This window comes from Kineococcus gypseus, from assembly GCF_050871305.1.
Classification (GTDB): domain Bacteria; phylum Actinomycetota; class Actinomycetes; order Actinomycetales; family Kineococcaceae; genus Kineococcus; species Kineococcus gypseus.
In genome coordinates this window covers 102,020-117,460 of the sequence record NZ_JBJLRD010000007.1, presented here as the reverse complement: position 1 = coordinate 117,460, position 15,441 = coordinate 102,020, and the positions used below count along the sequence as shown (strand labels likewise).

The following is a 15,441-nucleotide window of genomic DNA, read 5'->3' as shown; positions in this document are numbered from 1 at the left end:
GGGCGCGCCGACGGCCCCCCGCGCCGGCCCCCCCCCGGGGGCGGGGCAGGGCGCGCCCGCCGGTCCGCGCCCCGCCCCGACCCCCGGGCGGGCCGGCGCGGGTCAGCGGGCGCGGCGGGCGCGCGCGGGCTCGCCGGTGCCGTGCGGGGCGCCGGTGGTGCCCGAGCCGTCCGAGCCGGCGGCGGTGGCCCCCGGCGCGGGCGGTGCCCCGCGCAGGTACAGGAACCAGTACGCCAGGCCCACGAAGACCCCGCCGCCGATGGCGTTGCCCAGGGCGGCGAAGACCCAGTTGCCGAGGATGTCGCCCCAGCCGATGCCCGGGGTGCCGGCCCAGGACGCGGCGGGCAGGAAGAACATGTTCGCCACGACGTGGTCGAAGCCGAGGGCGACGAACGCGGTGATGGGGAAGAAGATCGCCAGGATCTTGCCCCCGACGTCCTCCGCCGCCAGGGACATCCACACCGCCAGGCACACCAGCCAGTTGCAGCCGATGGCGCGCAGGAAGATCGACGAGTTGCTCTCGGTGATCGCCTTGCCGGTGGCGATGGCCGACAGCCGCTCGAACGTCGCGGCGGCCGTGGTGCCGTCGGCGGCGTCCGGGCCGCCGATGACGCCGGTCTGCACGGCCAGGAAGTACGCCACGAACAGCGCGCCCAGCAGGTTCGCCAGCAGCACCACGCCCCAGTTCAGGCCCAGGCGCGCCAGGCTGGTGCGCCGCTGCAGCACGGCCATGGGCACCAGCGCCATGTTGCCGGTGAGCAGTTCCGCGCCGGCCACCAGCACCAGCACCAGGCCGAGGCTGAAGACCACGCCGGTGATGAGGGTGGTGATCCCGCCCCACACCGCCGGGTCCAGGCCGGCGCTGACGTCCACGGCCAGCAGGCCGGCGATGGCGATGTAGGCGCCGGCCAGGAAACCGCCGACGACCATCTTGCCCACCGGCAGGTGGGACTTCTTCTCCCCCGCCGCGACGGCGGCGGCGGCGATCTGGTCGGGGGTCTTGAAGGCCACGGTCCCTCCAGGGGGCTAGGCGCTGGGTGCGTGCGCGCGCTCGTCCTCGGCGCGGTGGTCCTCGCGGGCCAGCGCCTCGCGGTCGCGCAGCCGCTCGCGCTGCGGCACGACGACGTACTTGGGGTCTTTCGCCGAGACCACCCCGGCCTCGAAGACGGCCATGCGGGTCAGGAACGAGCCGGTGAGCAGGCTCGCCCCCGCCAGCGCGGACAGCACCCGCGAGCGGCGCCCGAGCACGGCGCCGGCGGCGCCGGCGGCCGTCAGGGCGCGCGCCGCGCGCAGGAACCGGCCGGGCCGGCCGGTGCGGTACGGCTCGCTGACCAGGCCGTGCCCGTGCTCGACGCGGTGCGCGGCGGTGAGCTCCACGGCCGCCCCGAGCACCGCGACGGTGCGCGCGGTGGCGGCCTGGGGCACCGGCGCGAGCACCATCGCGGCGCCCGCCCCGCTGGCCAGGGCGCTGCCGCCGAAGACGAACGGCAGCTCGCGGAACGGCTCGTGCCAGGACGGCACGGCGGTGTCGGCGAAGAGCACGGCGGTGTAGGTGGCCAGCAGCGGCGCGGTCGCCGCGGCGCCGACGCCGGCGAGGTGCCCGACCGGCCCGGCCACGCGCCGGGCCAGGCCCAGCACGCCGTGCCGCGGCAGCAGCGGCGCGGCCTCGGAGACCGCCGCCACCCCGGCCAGCGGGCCGAACGCGGAGAGGATCCAGGTGCCCACGGACATCGGCGAGGTCGGCTTGGCGATGCGCAGCATGTTGTAGAAGCGCTCGGGCCGGCCGAGGTCGACGATGAGGAAGTAGGCGCTGGCACCCACCGCGCCCAGCGAGGTCAAGCGCAGGCCGCGGCGGGCGGCGACGTCGCCGCGCGCACCGGCCGCGGCCGCCAGCATCGACGAGCCCGCCGCGAGCCCGCCGGTGAAGAGGTAGTAGGCGATGTCGTGCGTCCACACCGGCGGCTTGAGCACCGCGCGCCCGTAGTAGGAGCGGAACTCCGCATCGGGCACGACGGCGTTCACGTCGCCCCGGCGCCCGCCGCGACCGGCGCGCCGGCCGCCGGCGCCCACCTGGCCGTGCCCGCCGCCGGGCGCGTCACCGCGCCCGGCACCGCGCCCGTCGCTGCGCTCGCCGTCGCGCCGGCCCATGCCGGCGCTCCACATGCGCGCGGCCTGGTCGCCCACGGGCGAGGCGCCCGACGGCTGCGCCGGGCCCGGCTGCCCGGGCTGGTGGGGCGTGGCCGACGCCGGGCGCGGCGCGCCGTCCTGCAGGCCCTTCAGCTGGCTGGGCTCGCCGTTCACCGTCGCCCCACCGCCGCGCCGAGCACGCCGAGGACCATGACGCCGGCGGCGACCGCCATGTGCCGGTACATCGAGGGCAGGTCGCGGGTGGTGACCACCGGGTCCGGCGGCAGGCCGTAGACCTCCGGCTCGTCGAGCAGCAGGAAGAACGCGCCGTCGCCGCCGACGCCGTCCTCCGGGTCGTGCCCGTACAGGCGCGCCTCGGTGACGCCGACGTCGTGCAGCTGCTGCCGGCGGCGCTCGGCGCGCTCGCGCAGCTCGTCGAGGTCGCCGTACTGGATGGACTCCGTCGGGCACGCCTTGGCGCACGCGGGCGTCTGCCCGTCGCCGAGGCGGTCGTAGCACAGGGTGCACTTCCAGGCCCGGCCGTCGCCCTCGCGCTTGTCGATGACGCCGTAGGGGCACGCCGAGACGCAGTACCCGCAGCCGTTGCACACGTCCTGCTGCACCACGACGGTGCTGAACTCGGTGCGGAAGAGCGCCCCGGTGGGGCACACGTCCAGGCAGGCGGCGTGGGTGCAGTGCTTGCAGACGTTGGACATCATCAGCCAGCGCACGTCCTGGCGGCCCTGGCGGTCGGGCAGCGGCGCCGGCGCGAGCATCCCCGGCATGCCCAGGAACTGCCCCGCCTGCTCGCCGGTGGCCCCCTGCCCGGCGGCCCCCTGCCCGGCGGGCGCGCCGGAGCCGCACCCGCAGCCGCCCGCGCCCGAGCCGCAGCCGCCCGCCGGGGCGGGGGTGACCGGCCCGGGGGCCAGCTGCCCGGCGACCTCGGCCAGCGGCTGCCCGCCGGGCACGCCGGTGCCCAGCCGGGAGGCCTCGTCGAAGACGTCCACGGCGGCGGCCACCGCGTCCTGCTGCAGCGCCTCGGAGGAGCCGCCGGTGGCCGCGCCGGAGAACGGCGCGGACTGCCGCCCGATGGGGCGGGACTGCTCGATGAAGGCGACCGCGCGCCAGGAGTCGGCCCCGAGGCCGCCGGTGTTGTCGTAGGACATCCCCAGCAGGTCGATGCCGTCCTCCGGCACCATGTTCCACTCCTTGCACGCCACCTCGCAGGCCTTGCAGCCGATGCACACCGAGGTGTCGGTGAAGAAGCCCTTGCGCGGCGGCGGGTCCGCGTACCCGGCGTCGCGCGCCGGGTCGTGCAGCGGGCCGTACAGGCTGTTCACGGAGACCATCTAGCCCTGCCGCCCTTCGTCGTGGTGCTCGGCGCGCTCGCCGGAGCCCCCGCGCGGGGCGGGGTCCAGCACGCGCAGGGGGGCGCCGTGCTGCTGGGGCAGGCCCGGCCGGGAGCGGATGTCGTGCTCGACGGAGACGACCTTGTCGAGGTCGGCGTCGTCGTGCCCCTCCCCCGCGGCGATCGCGCCGTCGTCGGCCTGCTCGGCGCGGCTGCGCCCGTGCGGGTCGAGGAACTCGGAGGTGAGGGCCACGGTGCCGGTGGTCATCGTGACGCCGGCGCGCACGCGGTACTCGTCCACGAGGTCCAGCGCCGCGCGCCCCTGGGGGCGCCGGCCCGGCTGCACGTCGCAGGTGCCCGCCTTGAACTCCTGGATGTGCACGTTCGGGTCCAGGGTCAGGTGCGCGAGGTCGTTGACGACGTCGCCGGTGGTCAGCCCGCCCGGGCCCCAGTGGTAGGGCAGCCAGATCTGGTGCACCACCTGGTCCTGGATGCGCAGGGGCGCGAGGCGGTCGGTGACCATCACGCGCGCCTCGACGACCGCGCGGGCGGTGACGACGTGGGCCCAGCCCATGTGCGTCAGGCCCCGCTCGGCGGCCAGCTCCGGGGAGACCTCCATGAACAGCGCCGGCTGCAGCTCCGCCAGGTAGGGCAGGAAGCGGCTCATGCCGCCGGCGGTGTGGTGCTCGGTCATGCGCGAGGTCGTCCACACGTACGGGAACACCTCGCTGCCGCTCTCGGGCGGGCTGGGGTGCACCTCGTTGAGGTGGTTGGTGTAGATCTCGCGCGCCGGGTTCTGCTGCTGCGTGTAGACGCTGTTGCGGAACGGCGACTCGGCCGGCTCGTAGTGGCTGGGCAGCGGCCCGTCCACGACGCCCTTGGGCGCGTACAGCCACCCCTTGCCGTCGGACTGCATGATGAACGGGTCGTCGCCGGCGATGGCCTCCACGCCGGTGGCGCCCTGCGGCGGGCGGTACGACGGCGGCTTGGTGACCTCGAAGTCGGGCACGTCGTCGCCGGTCCAGCGGCCGGCCTCCTCGTCCCACCACACCAGCGCCTTGCGCTCGCTCCACGGCTTGCCGTCCGGGTCGGCCGAGGCGCGGTTGTAGAGCATGCGCCGGTTCATCGGCCAGGCCCAGCCCCACTCGTGCGCGTGCAGGTTCTGCTCGCGCCCGGGCTTGCGGCGCGCGGCCTGGTTCACGCCGTCGGCGTAGACGCCGGAGTAGATCCAGCAGCCCCCCGAGGTGGTGCCGTCGGCCTTCATGGCCGTGTAGCCGGGCAGCAGCCGCCCCGTCGTCAGGTCGTAGCCGTTGATCTCCTTCAGGACGTCCTCGCCGGAGGGCTCGCGCTCCTCGCCGTGCAGCGGGTAGTCCCAGGTGACGTCGAGCAGCAGACGGTCGCGCGGGTCGGTGGAGCCCGCGAGCTTCTCGCGCATCCGCCGGCCCAGGTGGTAGAAGAACCACAGCTCGCTGGTGGCGTCGCCCGGCGGGTTCACCGCCTTCTCGCGCCACTGCAGCATGCGCTGCGTCTGGGTGAAGGTGCCCTCCTTCTCCACGTGGGAGGCGGCGGGCAGGAAGAACACCTCGGTGCGGCACTCCTCCGGCACGATCTCGCCGGTGCCCACCTCCGGGGAGTCCTTCCAGAAGGTCGCGCTCTCGATCATCACGAGGTCGCGCACGACCACCCAGTCGAGGTTGGCCATGCCCAGGCGCTGGGCGCGGCCGTTGGCCGAGCCGACGGCCGGGTTCTGCCCCAGCAGGAAGTACCCGAAGATCTTCCCGCCCTCGAGCATGTCCATGACCTGCCCGTAGGTGCCGTGGTCGCCGTCGATGCGCGGCAGCGCGTCGAACAGGTAGTCGTTCTCGGCGGTGGCCGCGTCGCCGAAGTACGCCTTGAGCAGGCTGACCACGTACGCGTCGGCGTTGCCCCAGAACCCCTTCTGGCCCTCGCCCCTGATCGAGGCGATGTAGCTCGCGAGGTCGTCGTGCTTCTGCGCGTGCGGCATCGGCAGGTAGCCGGGCAGCAGGTTGTACAGCGTGGGGATGTCCGTGGAGCCCTGGATGCTCGCGTGCCCGCGCAGCGCCATGATGCCGCCGCCGGGGCGGCCCATGTTGCCCAGGAGCAGCTGCAGGATCGCCCCGGTGCGGATGTACTGCACGCCCGTGCCGCGCTGCGTCCAGCCCACGCTGTAGACCAGCGCGGTCGTCCTCTCCCGGCCGGAGTTGGAGATCCAGGCCTCGGCGACCTCGTCGAAGACGTCCGTGGGCACGCCGCACACCTCGGCGACCATCTCCGGGGTGTAGCGGGAGAAGTGCCGCTTGAGGATCTGCCACACCGTGCGCGGGTGCTGCAGCGTCTCGTCGCGCCTTATGCCGCGGTGCTCGACCGCGGCCCCGCCGGCGCCGAGCTGGTGACCGCTCTCGCTCTCCTGGGCGCGCGCGGTCTCGTCCTCGTCGTCGCCGTGCTGCTCGCTGCCCTCGTACTGCCAGGAGGAGGTGTCGTAGGAGCGCTGCTCGGCGTCGAAGCCGGAGAAGAGCCCGTCGAGGTCCTCGGTGTCCCGGAAGTCCTCGCTGACGATCCACGAGGCGTTCGTGTACGCCGTGACGTACTCGCGGAAGTCCCGCTCCTGCGTCAGGACGCGGTTGACGATCGCGCCGAGGAAGACGATGTCCGTGCCGCTGCGGATGGGCACGTACGTGTCCGCCAGCGCGCTGGTGCGCGTGAAGCGGGGGTCGATGTGGATGACCTTGGCCCCGCGCGCCTTCGCCTCCATCACCCACTGGAACCCGACCGGGTGGCACTCGGCCATGTTCGAGCCCTGGATGACGATGACGTCGGCGTTGCTCAGGTCCTGCAGGTCACCGGTGGCCCCACCGCGACCGAACGAGGCACCCAGACCGGGCACCGTGGCGGAGTGTCAAATGCGCGCCTGGTTCTCCACCTGGATCGCGCCCATGGCGGTGAACAGCTTCTTGATGAGGTAGTTCTCCTCGTTGTCCAGCGTGGCGCCACCCAGGCTGGCGATCCCCATCGTGCGGTTCAGCTTGCGGCCCTGCTGGTCCGCGTCCTGCCACCCGCGCCGGCGCGCGTCGAGCACGCGGTCGGTGATCATCTCCATCGCCGTCTCGAGGTCCAGGTCGGTCCACTCGGTGGCGTAGGGGGCGCGGTACCTGATCGTGGTGACGCGCTGGTCGCCGTTGACGAGCTGCTCGCTCGCCGAGCCCTTCGGGCACAGCCGCCCGCGCGAGTGCGGGCTGTCCGGGTCGCCCTCGATCTGCACGACGCGCTCGTCCTTGACGTACACGCGCTGGCCGCAGCCCACGGCGCAGTACGGGCACACGGACTTCGCGACGCGGTCGGCCGTCGCGGTGCGCGGCCTGAGCTCCTTCGACCGCTTCGACTGGGTCGCGGCGCCGCGCCCCAGCGGGTCGTCGCCGGTCAGCTGGCGGTAGACCGGCCAGCCCTCGATCCAGGTGCGCACTCCCACGGCGCGAACGTACACCCGCACCGCCCCGGTGGCCCGTCGTGCGCGCGAGGCCGCGCGGGAGGACCGTGGGGGCGTCATCGACCGCCCGCGACACCGAGGAGCAGCACCGCATGGCCACGGTCCCCACGATCACCCTCAACGACGGCCGGCAGATCCCCCAGCTCGGCTTCGGCGTCTTCCAGATCGACCCCGCCGACACCGCGCAGGCGGTGCGCACCGCGCTGGAGGTCGGCTACCGCCACATCGACACCGCGGAGATGTACGGCAACGAGAAGGAGGTCGGCCAGGGCCTGCGCGACGCCGGCCTGGCGCGCGAGGACGTCTGGATCACCAGCAAGCTCAACAACGGCTTCCACGAGCCCGACGCCGCCCGCAAGGCGATCGACGGCTCGCTGGCCGCGCTGGACACCGACTACCTGGACCTCTTCCTCATCCACTGGCCGCTGCCCACCCTCTACGGCGGCGACTACGTCTCCACGTGGAAGGTGCTCGAGGAGGCGCACGCCGACGGCCGCCTGCGCTCGATCGGCGTGTCGAACTTCCAGCCCAGCCACCTGCGCCGCCTGCGCGACGAGGCGACGGTCGTGCCCGCGGTCAACCAGATCGAGGTGCACCCCTACTTCACCAACGAGGACGCCCGCGAGGCCAGCGCCGCGCAGCAGACCGCGGTCGAGGCGTGGTCGCCCATCGCGCAGGGCGCCGTGCTCGGCGACCCGGTGATCACCGAGATCGCGCAGCGGAACGGCAGGAGCCCGGCGCAGGTCACCCTGCGCTGGCACGTCGAGCGCGGCGACATCGTCTTCCCGAAGTCCTCCACGCCCTCGCGCATGGAGGAGAACTTCGCGCTGTTCGACTTCGAGCTGACCGGCGAGGACGTCGCGGCGATCTCCGCGCTCGACAAGGGCGAGGAGGGCCGCACCGGCCCGAACCCGGACACGTTCGACTACGTGCCCGACTGACGACCGGGCGCGGACCCCGCGCGGCGGTGGGCGGTGCGAGCACCGCCCACCGCCGCGCGCGCCGCCCGCCCGGGGCCGGTGCGCCCGAACGCGGGGCGCGGCGGCCCGGACGGGCGGACACTGCCCCTCGTGCCGATCGAGCCCGCGCCCCCGGCGCGCGAGGGGGGAGCCGCCGCACGGCCGGCGCCCTTCGCGTACGTCCTGATGGCGCACACCGACCCGGCGCGCGTCCTGGCCGCCGTGCGCCGCACCCGCTCGCTGTCGCCCTCGGCCGGCGTGCTGGTGCGCCACACCCGCGGCCCGGGGTTCCTGCGCGAGGAGGACCTCGCCGCGCTGGGGGCCGCGCAGCTGCACAGCCGCGTGCGGGTGCGGTGGGGCACGTGGTCGCTGGTGGCCGCGGTGCTGGAGGCGCTGGGCGAGGCCGAGCGCCGCTGGCAGCCGGCCGCCACGGTCGTCGTGTCCGGCCAGGACCACCCCGTGCTCGACCTGTCGGCGTGGGAGGAGCGCCTGCGCGCCGCGGGCACCGACGCCCTGCTGCGCCCGGACCCGCGCGAGTACCCCGAGCGGTACGCGTCCTGCTGGCACCCGGTGCCGGGGACCGGGGCGGCACCGCCCTGCTGGTGCCGCGCCGCGGCGCGCGCGAGCGACGTGCTCGCCGGGCGCGCCGGGCGCGGCCCGCTGCAGTTCGCCGGCGAGCGCACCCTGCTGCTGCGGCACGCGCGCACCGGCGGGGCACCGCCGGTGCCGCCGGGCCTGCGCTACCGCAAGGGCTCGCTGTGGGCGACGCTGTCGGCGCGCGCGGTCGAGCGGGTGCTCGCCGCGGCGCGCGACGAGCCGCTGCGCCGCTTCTTCGCCAGCACGCTGCTGCCCGACGAGTCGTTCGTGCACACCGTGCTGCGCGCCCAGGCCGACCTGCGCGTGGTGGACGGCCCGACCACCCTGCCGTTCTTCCCGCCGGGTGGCGCCTCGCACCCGCGCAGCGTGGTGCTCGCGGACCTCGACGCGGTGCGCCGCTCGGGAGCGGCGTTCACGCGCAAGGTCGTCAGCCCCGACAGCGACGCCTTCGTGCGGGCGGTGGACGCGCTGGTCGACCGCGAGCGCAGCGCCCCGGCGCGCTGAGCGCGCCGCACCACCGCGCCGGCCGCACCGCCGCGCCGGCCGCACCACCGGGGCGGCGGGGGCGAGGGAAAACCCGTGCGGGCGCCCCCGTCCCGGTGCCACCCTCCTGGCGCCGGCAGCGCCACCGCGGCCGGCGCACCGACGATCCGGGGGGATCCGTGGACCAGCACCAGCCGCACGACCGAGCGCACCCGAGGGGCGGGCCGCGCACGGGCCCCGACCACGCCCGGGGCCGCACCCGGGCACGCACCCGGGGGCGCGCCCGCGCCGCCGCCCTGCTCCTGGCCGCCGGTGCCGTCGCGGGGGGCGGCGCACCGGCGGCCTCGGCGGCCGGCGCGGCCGAGGCGGAGGTGCTCACGCCGGTGTGCTCACCGGACCTGCCGATCGAGCACCCCGGCTGCGCCGCGGGGCGCACCTACCGCGGGGCGCCGGCGCCCACCGGCGAGGCGGGCGAACTGGTGCACCTGAGCGGCCCGGACCGCTTCGCCACCGCCGCGGAGATCGCCGAGCACGGCTTCCCCGAGGCCGACGTGGCCGTCCTCGTCAGCGGTGAGGACGCGCACCTGGTCGACGCCCTCTCGGCCGCGCCGCTGGCGCGCAGCCTGGCCGCTCCGCTGCTGCTGGCCACGCGCGACGCCGTGCCGGCGGCCACCGCGGCCTACCTGCGCGAGCACGGCGTGCGCTCGGTCCTGCTGGTCGGCGGGCCCGGCTCGCTGGGCGAGCTGACGGGCAAGCGGCTGCAGACGCTCGGCGTCACCAGCGTCGGGCGCGTCGCCGGCGCCGACCGCTACGCCACCTCGCGGGCCGTGGCGGAGCTGCTGCCGCCGGCCGAGCACGGCTGGGCCGCGTCCGGGGAGCAGGCGCACCTCGTGGACGCCCTGGCCGCCTCGGGCCCGGCCGCGCGCCTGCGCGAGCCGCTCGTGCTCGTCGCCGACGACGACCCGATCCCCGCCTCGATCGCGCTGCGGCTGCTGGGGGTCACCTCCACCACGGTCGCCGGTGGCCCCGCGGGCGTGACGCCCGAGGCGCTGGCGCCGCTGCCCACCCCGCGCCGGGCCGAGGGTCTCGACCGCTACGGCACGGCGGCCGCCGTCGCGCTGGAGGGCGTCCAGCGCGGCGTGGACGCCGCGGACGTCGTGCTGGCCCCGGGTGAGCAGGCGCACCTGGTCGACGCCCTGGCCGCCGGGCCGCTGGGGCGCGCGACGCTGCTGGCGGCGAACGACCCCTCCGCGTACGAGGTGGCCGAGGCGTGGTTCGACACGCACGGCCTGGGTCGCGGCACCGCCGTGGGCGCCGTGGAGGTCGAGGGCGGCGACGCGTGACGCCCCGGCGCCGGCGCCCCACCGCCGGCGCCCCACCACCGGCGCCGCACGCCGGGCGGCGCGGCGCGGGACCGCTCAGGGCGGGTCCGCGCCGCGCACCGCCTCCTGCGCCAGCAGCGCGTCGAGGTCGGCGAGGCGGTCCAGCCCGCGCAGCGCCTGGCGCAGGCGCGGGTTGGCCGCCAGCCGCTCGCGGTGCGCGTGCAGGAACGCCCAGTACCCCGCGGTGTACGGGCACGCGCGCTCGCCCACGCGCACCCGCGGGTCGTAGCGGCAGCCGCCGCAGAAGTCGGTCATGCGGTCCACGTACGCACCGCCGGAGGTGTACGGCTTGGTGGCCAGCACCCCGCCGTCGGCGTGCTGGGAGACGCCGACGACGTTCGTGGTCATCACCCACTCGTAGCCGTCGACGAAGCTGCGGCGGAACCAGTCGGCCAGCTCGTCGGGCCGGTAGCCGCGCTGCAGCGCCCAGCCGCCCAGCAGCATCAGCCGCGGCACGTGGTGCACCCAGCCCTCCTCGCGCACGCCGCGCAGCGCGTGCGCCAGGCAGTTCGCGTCCACCACGCCGTCGTCGAGGCCGGCGAACCACTCCGGCAGCGGCTCGTGCGCGCCCAGGGCGTTGCTGCTGCCGTGCTCGGGACCCAGGTGCCAGTGCAGGTGCCACGTCCACGAGCGCCAGCCGACGACCTGGCGCACGAAGCCCTCCACGGAGGCCAGGCGCAGCCGGCGCGCGCGCCCGTGCTCCTCGGCGCGCCGGGCCACCTCCAGCGGGTCCAGCAGGCCCAGGTTCTGCGGCACCGACAGCAGCGAGTGCGCCATCCACGGCTGCCCGGCGAGCACCGCGTCCTCGTGGGCGCCGAACGCGTCCAGCCGGTGCTCGCAGAAGTGCTCCAGCGCGGCCAGCGCCTCGGCGCGGGTGACGGCGAAGCGGCGCGGGCCGTCCTCGCCCAGGAAGCGCACGCCCTCCTCGCGCACCATGCGGTCGAGGTCCTCGCGCACCTGCGCGTCCACCTCGTCCTCCACCGGCCACCACGGGTCGGGCACGTCCAGGCGCCCCGAGCGCGGCGGGGGTTCGCGGTTGAGCTCGTCGAGGTTCCACGTCCCGCCCACCGGGCCGCCGCGCCCGTCGAGCAGCAGGCCGTGGTGGCGGCGCACGTCGCGGTAGAAGTCCTCCATGAGCAGCCGGCGCCCGCCGCGCCCGCCCACCCAGTGCCGGAACTGCGGTTCGGAGACCACGAAGCCGCGCGAGGCCAGCACCCGCACGTCCGGGCCCGCCCCGCTGCGCGCCTCCCCGGCCAGCCGGCGCACCAGCCGGCGCGCGCCCCAGGAGGTGGGGTCGCACACGCTCACCGGCTCGTCGAGCGCCGCGAGCGCCTCGCGGTAGGTGCACGCGCGCACCAGCCGCGCCCCCGGCTCCAGGGCGCGGTGGCGCAGCGCGGAGAGCACCAGGTGCGCCTTGCGCCGGTGCACGGGGGCGCGGCGGAAGACGGCGGCGGACTCCACCAGCAGCACGCGCTGGTCCGGCGCGTCGAGGAAGTGCGGGCCGAGCTGGTCGGCGAAGAGCCAGCGCACCGTGCCCGGCGCGCGGGCGGGCAGCTCCTCGGGCGCCGGCCCGTCGGACCCGTCCGGCCCGTCGCCGGGGCCGGGGTCCGCGCCGGGGTCGGCGCCCGGGTCCGCGCCCGGGTCGAGGGCGGGGTGGGCAGCGGGGTCCACGGCGTCCACGGGGTCCGCGCCGCTCACCGCGCCTCGAACACCGCAGTCTCGCCGCGCGCGACGTAGCGCACCACCGGCCCCAGCCCGCGCCGCTCCACCTCCTCGCGGAAGTCCGACAGCGGGGAGCGGAAGACGCCGTAGTCGTCCACGTGCACCGGCACCGCCCGCGCCGGCTCGACGACCTGCAGCAGGTCCGCGCCCTGCACGCCGTCCATGGTGACGACCAGCCCGCCGGGCAGCGTGGTGCCGCCCAGGTGCAGCACGGCCAGGTCCACCTCCGGGTAGCGCAGCGGCAGCTCGCGCAGCTCGGGCACGTTGAGGGTGTCGCCGGAGACGTAGACGGTGAAGGCGGTGCGCCCCCCGACCGGCCCGAACTCCCACACGCTGCCCATCACCGGCGGCAGCACGCGCTGCCACGGGCCGGCGGCGTGCCGCCCCGGCGCGGCCGTCACGCGCACCTGCACGTCGCCGCGGCGCACGGTGTGCGAGTCCCACGTGGCCAGGCCGGTGACCCGCGTGAAGCCGTGCAGCCCGCTCAGGCGCCGGCGCGCGTGCGGGGTGGTCAGCAGCGGCACGTCGCGGCGCAGCCCGCGGCGCGCCACGCGGTCGAAGTGGTCGCCGTGCAGGTGCGAGAGGACCACCGCGTCCAGCGGCGGCAGCTCGCCGATCGACAGGGCCGGCTCGGTCAGCCGCCGCGAGAGGAGCCCGCGGCCCAGCCACGCGATCTGCCCGCGGTGCAGGAAGTTCGGGTCCGTCAGCAGCGTCAGCCCGCCGTAGCGCACCAGCGTCGTCGCGGTGCCGATGAAGGTCAGGGACAGCCCGTCCACGCCGTTCTCCACACCCGTCCCCTACCCGCGCGCACCCGCGCGAACCGGGCGGCTGGCTGGAGCGGGGACGCGGGCGGGGACGCGGGCGGGGGCGGACCCGCGGGAGGTTGCGCCCGGCGCGCGACGGGTAGGAGCACGGACGTGACCGAGCACCGAACGCCCCCGGAAGACCGGCAGCGCCTGCTGGCGGTCTACCTCAACGACCACTACGCCGGTGCCACCGCCGGGCGGGCCCGCTTCGCGCGCGCCGCGCGCAGCCACCGCGGCACCGACGCCGGGACGGTGCTGGCCCGCCTGAGCGAGGAGGTCGCCGAGGACCGGCGCACCCTGCTGGCCACGATGCGCGCGGTGGACGTGGAGCCCGAGCGCGGGCTGCAGGCGGTGGGGCGCGTGGTGGAGGCCGCCGGGGCGCTGAAGGGCAACGGCCGCCTCGTGCGCCGCTCGCCGCTGAGCTCGGTGGTCGAGCTGGAGCTGCTGCACCTGGGCGTGCTGGGCAAGGCGGCGGTGTGGCGGGCGCTGCGCGAGCTGGCCCTGGACGACGAGCGCCTCGACGCCGACGCGCTGCAGGAGCTGGTGCAGCGCGCCGAGCGCCAGGCCGCGGAGCTGGAGCACCTGCGGCGCAGCGCCGTCGTCGAGGCGCTGGGCACCGGTCGCGGCGGCGTCCACGGCGGCGGGCCCACGGCCGTGCCGCCGCAGGCCGGCTGAGGTGGCCTCCGGGGCGGGGGCCGCGGCGGGGGCCGGCGGACGGGTCGGGGCGCCGGGCGGTGGGCCGGGCGCCGCGCGCGGCTCGCTGCTGGCCGGGGCGCTGGTGGGCGTGGGCGTGGCCGCCTTCCTCGACGAGGTCGTCTTCCACCAGCTGCTGCACTGGCACCACTTCTACGACCGCTCCACGCCCGAGGCGGGCCTGGTCTCCGACGGCCTCTTCCACGCCGGCGGCTGGATCGCCGTGGTGGCCGGGCTGTTCCTCTTCGCCGACCTGCAGCGCCGGCGGGCCACCGCCCGAGGGCACCTGGTGGGCGCGGCGCTGCTGGCCTGGGGGCTGTTCCAGCTCTACGACGGCCTCGTCCAGCACAAGCTGCTGGGCCTGCACCAGGTGCGCTACGGCGTGGAGCTGCTGCCGTACGACCTGGCGTGGAACGCCGCCGGTGCGCTGGGGGCGCTGGCCGGGGCCGCGGTGCTGGCCCGGGCGCGGCGGCGCGCGCGGGCGTGAGCGCCGGGGCGGGCCCGCCGCTGCCGGTGGCGCTGGTGCTCGCGGCGCTGCTGCTGGGCGCGTACCTGGTGGCGCGCTCGCGCCTGCACCGGCGCGGGGACCGCTGGCCGCCGCGGCGCACCGCGGCCGCGGCCGGGGCGGCGCTGGCGGTGGCGGCGGCGGGCGCGGCGCCCGCGCTGGCCCCGGGCGCGCTGCCCGCGGGCGGCTTCCGGGCGCACGTGACCGCGCACCTGCTGGCGACGATGCTCGCGCCGCTGCTGCTGGCGCTGGCCGCGCCGGTCGTGCTGGCGCTGCGCGTGCTGCCGCGGCGCGCCCGGCGGGTGCTGGTGCGGCTGCTGCACGGGCGCTGGGCGCGCCTGGTGACGTGGGCGCCGGTGGCGCTGCTGCTGGAGGTCGGCGGGCTGTACGCGTTCTACCTGACGCCGCTGTTCGCGCTGGTGCACGAGCACGCCGCGCTGGGGGTGCTCGTGCACGTGCACACGGCGGCGGCGGCGTACCTGCTCAGCGCCGTGGTCACCGGCGCCGACCCGCTGCCGCGGCGCCCGGGCGTGGCGGCGCGCGCGGTGCTGCTGCTGGTGGCGGCGACCGCGCACGACGTGCTGGCGAAGCTGCTGTGGGCGCGCGGGGCGCCCGGCGGCGAGCACGCGGCCCACGCGGGCCACGCACCGGACCTCGCGGACGTGCGCGCCGGCGCCGAGCTGCTGCACGCGGGGGGCGCGCTCGTGGAGGTGCTCACCGCCGTGGCCCTCTTCGGCGCCTGGTACGCGCGCCGGGGCCGCCTGCTGCGGCGCGAGCGGGACGCCGCGCGGCTCAGCGCACGCGCTCGAGCAGCAGCACGGGGATCTGCCGGGGCGCGGCCGTGACCTCGTACTGCGCGAAACCGGGCATGCGGGTCTTCTGCTCCTCCCACACCCTCGAGCGCTCCTCGCCGGTGAGCTCGCGCACCCGCACGGGGAACGTCTCGGTGCCCACCTCGACCGTCGTCTCGGGCCGGGCCACCAGGTTGTGGTACCAGTCCGGGTGGGTGGGGGCCCCGCCCTTGGAGGCGAAGACGGCGTAGGCGCCGTCCACGTCCTGGTAGACCATCGGGCTGACCCGCTCGGCGCCGCTCCTGCGGCCCACGTGGTGCACGAGGATCATCGGGGCGCCCTCGAAGCGGCCCCCCACCCGTCCGCCGCCGGCCCGGAACTCCTCGACGACCGCGGCGTTCCAGCGGTCGGCCTGCGCCTTCAGCTCGGCGGGGTCCTGCGTCGTCTCGCTCACCGCTGCCTCCTGTCCGCGGCCCGGGCGGTCCGGGCGGCACCTCCAGGGTGCCGCCCGAACCGGACCGCG

At 76.6% G+C, this 15,441-nt stretch carries 12 protein-coding genes and 1 pseudogene; 6 read left to right on the top strand and 7 right to left on the bottom strand.

All coding sequences use genetic code 11. The annotated features are described in order from the left end of the window. Nucleotides 1-102: 102 nt before the first annotated feature. The 4 genes and pseudogenes from ACRYMN_RS04225 to fdh form a co-directional block, all read right to left on the bottom strand. Complete coding sequence (locus tag ACRYMN_RS04225) at nt 103-1,011, bottom strand: formate/nitrite transporter family protein (RefSeq protein WP_432492268.1); 909 nt, start codon at nt 1,009-1,011, stop codon at nt 103-105. A 15-nt stretch (nt 1,012-1,026) separates the two neighbouring features. After that, nucleotides 1,027-2,163: an NrfD/PsrC family molybdoenzyme membrane anchor subunit gene (gene nrfD / locus ACRYMN_RS04220; protein WP_432492302.1), complete on the bottom strand. Its 1,137-nt coding sequence runs from the start codon at nt 2,161-2,163 to the stop codon at nt 1,027-1,029. A gap of 134 nt (nt 2,164-2,297) precedes the next feature. Continuing rightward, nucleotides 2,298-3,476, bottom strand: coding sequence for a 4Fe-4S dicluster domain-containing protein (locus ACRYMN_RS04215; RefSeq protein WP_432492266.1), 1,179 nt, complete (start codon nt 3,474-3,476; stop codon nt 2,298-2,300). A 234-nt stretch (nt 3,477-3,710) separates the two neighbouring features. Then, nucleotides 3,711-6,962: pseudogene (gene fdh / locus ACRYMN_RS04210) on the bottom strand (formate dehydrogenase); the annotation flags it as partial. A 110-nt stretch (nt 6,963-7,072) separates the two neighbouring features. Here fdh and ACRYMN_RS04205 point away from each other — a divergent pair. From ACRYMN_RS04205 to ACRYMN_RS04195, 3 genes are all read left to right on the top strand, one after another. Continuing rightward, nucleotides 7,073-7,921 (top strand): aldo/keto reductase, encoded by an 849-nt coding sequence (locus ACRYMN_RS04205; RefSeq protein WP_432492264.1) that lies wholly within the window; start codon nt 7,073-7,075, stop codon nt 7,919-7,921. 129 nt (nt 7,922-8,050) lie between these two features. Further along, complete coding sequence (locus ACRYMN_RS04200; RefSeq protein ID WP_432492262.1) at nt 8,051-9,040, top strand: core-2/I-branching beta-1,6-N-acetylglucosaminyltransferase family protein; 990 nt, start codon at nt 8,051-8,053, stop codon at nt 9,038-9,040. Nucleotides 9,041-9,198: 158 nt separating this feature from the next. After that, nucleotides 9,199-10,362, top strand: coding sequence for a cell wall-binding repeat-containing protein (locus ACRYMN_RS04195; RefSeq protein ID WP_432492260.1), 1,164 nt, complete (start codon nt 9,199-9,201; stop codon nt 10,360-10,362). Between the two features lie 75 nt (nt 10,363-10,437). Here the strand turns inward: ACRYMN_RS04195 and ACRYMN_RS04190 are convergent, their stop codons facing one another. Together ACRYMN_RS04190 and ACRYMN_RS04185 are read right to left on the bottom strand one after the other, a co-directional pair. Next, nucleotides 10,438-11,955 carry a cryptochrome/photolyase family protein gene (locus ACRYMN_RS04190; protein WP_432492300.1) on the bottom strand — a complete coding sequence of 506 codons (1,518 nt, stop codon included), beginning with the start codon at nt 11,953-11,955 and terminating at the stop codon, nt 10,438-10,440. 140 nt (nt 11,956-12,095) lie between these two features. Next, nucleotides 12,096-12,911, bottom strand: coding sequence for an MBL fold metallo-hydrolase (locus ACRYMN_RS04185; RefSeq protein WP_432492258.1), 816 nt, complete (start codon nt 12,909-12,911; stop codon nt 12,096-12,098). A gap of 129 nt (nt 12,912-13,040) precedes the next feature. Here ACRYMN_RS04185 and ACRYMN_RS04180 point away from each other — a divergent pair, with 129 nt between their 5' ends. The 3 genes from ACRYMN_RS04180 (at nt 13,041) to ACRYMN_RS04170 (ending at nt 14,972) form a co-directional block, all read left to right on the top strand. Next, nucleotides 13,041-13,604 (top strand): hypothetical protein, encoded by a 564-nt coding sequence (locus tag ACRYMN_RS04180; RefSeq protein WP_432492256.1) that lies wholly within the window; start codon nt 13,041-13,043, stop codon nt 13,602-13,604. 85 nt (nt 13,605-13,689) lie between these two features. Then, nucleotides 13,690-14,109, top strand: a complete 420-nt coding sequence (locus ACRYMN_RS04175) for a DUF2243 domain-containing protein (protein WP_432492298.1) — start codon at nt 13,690-13,692, stop codon at nt 14,107-14,109. Continuing rightward, nucleotides 14,106-14,972 (top strand): cytochrome c oxidase assembly protein, encoded by an 867-nt coding sequence (locus tag ACRYMN_RS04170; protein WP_432492254.1) that lies wholly within the window; start codon nt 14,106-14,108, stop codon nt 14,970-14,972. Before ACRYMN_RS04175 ends, ACRYMN_RS04170 begins: the two co-directional genes overlap by 4 nt. On the opposite strand, the gene ACRYMN_RS04165 is transcribed toward ACRYMN_RS04170, so the two are convergent. Next, a complete protein-coding gene (locus ACRYMN_RS04165) occupies nt 14,920-15,372 on the bottom strand; it encodes a nitroreductase family deazaflavin-dependent oxidoreductase (protein ID WP_432492252.1) in 453 nt (150 codons plus the stop codon). The genes ACRYMN_RS04170 and ACRYMN_RS04165 overlap by 53 nt on opposite strands. Between the last annotated feature and the right edge of the window lie 69 nt (nt 15,373-15,441).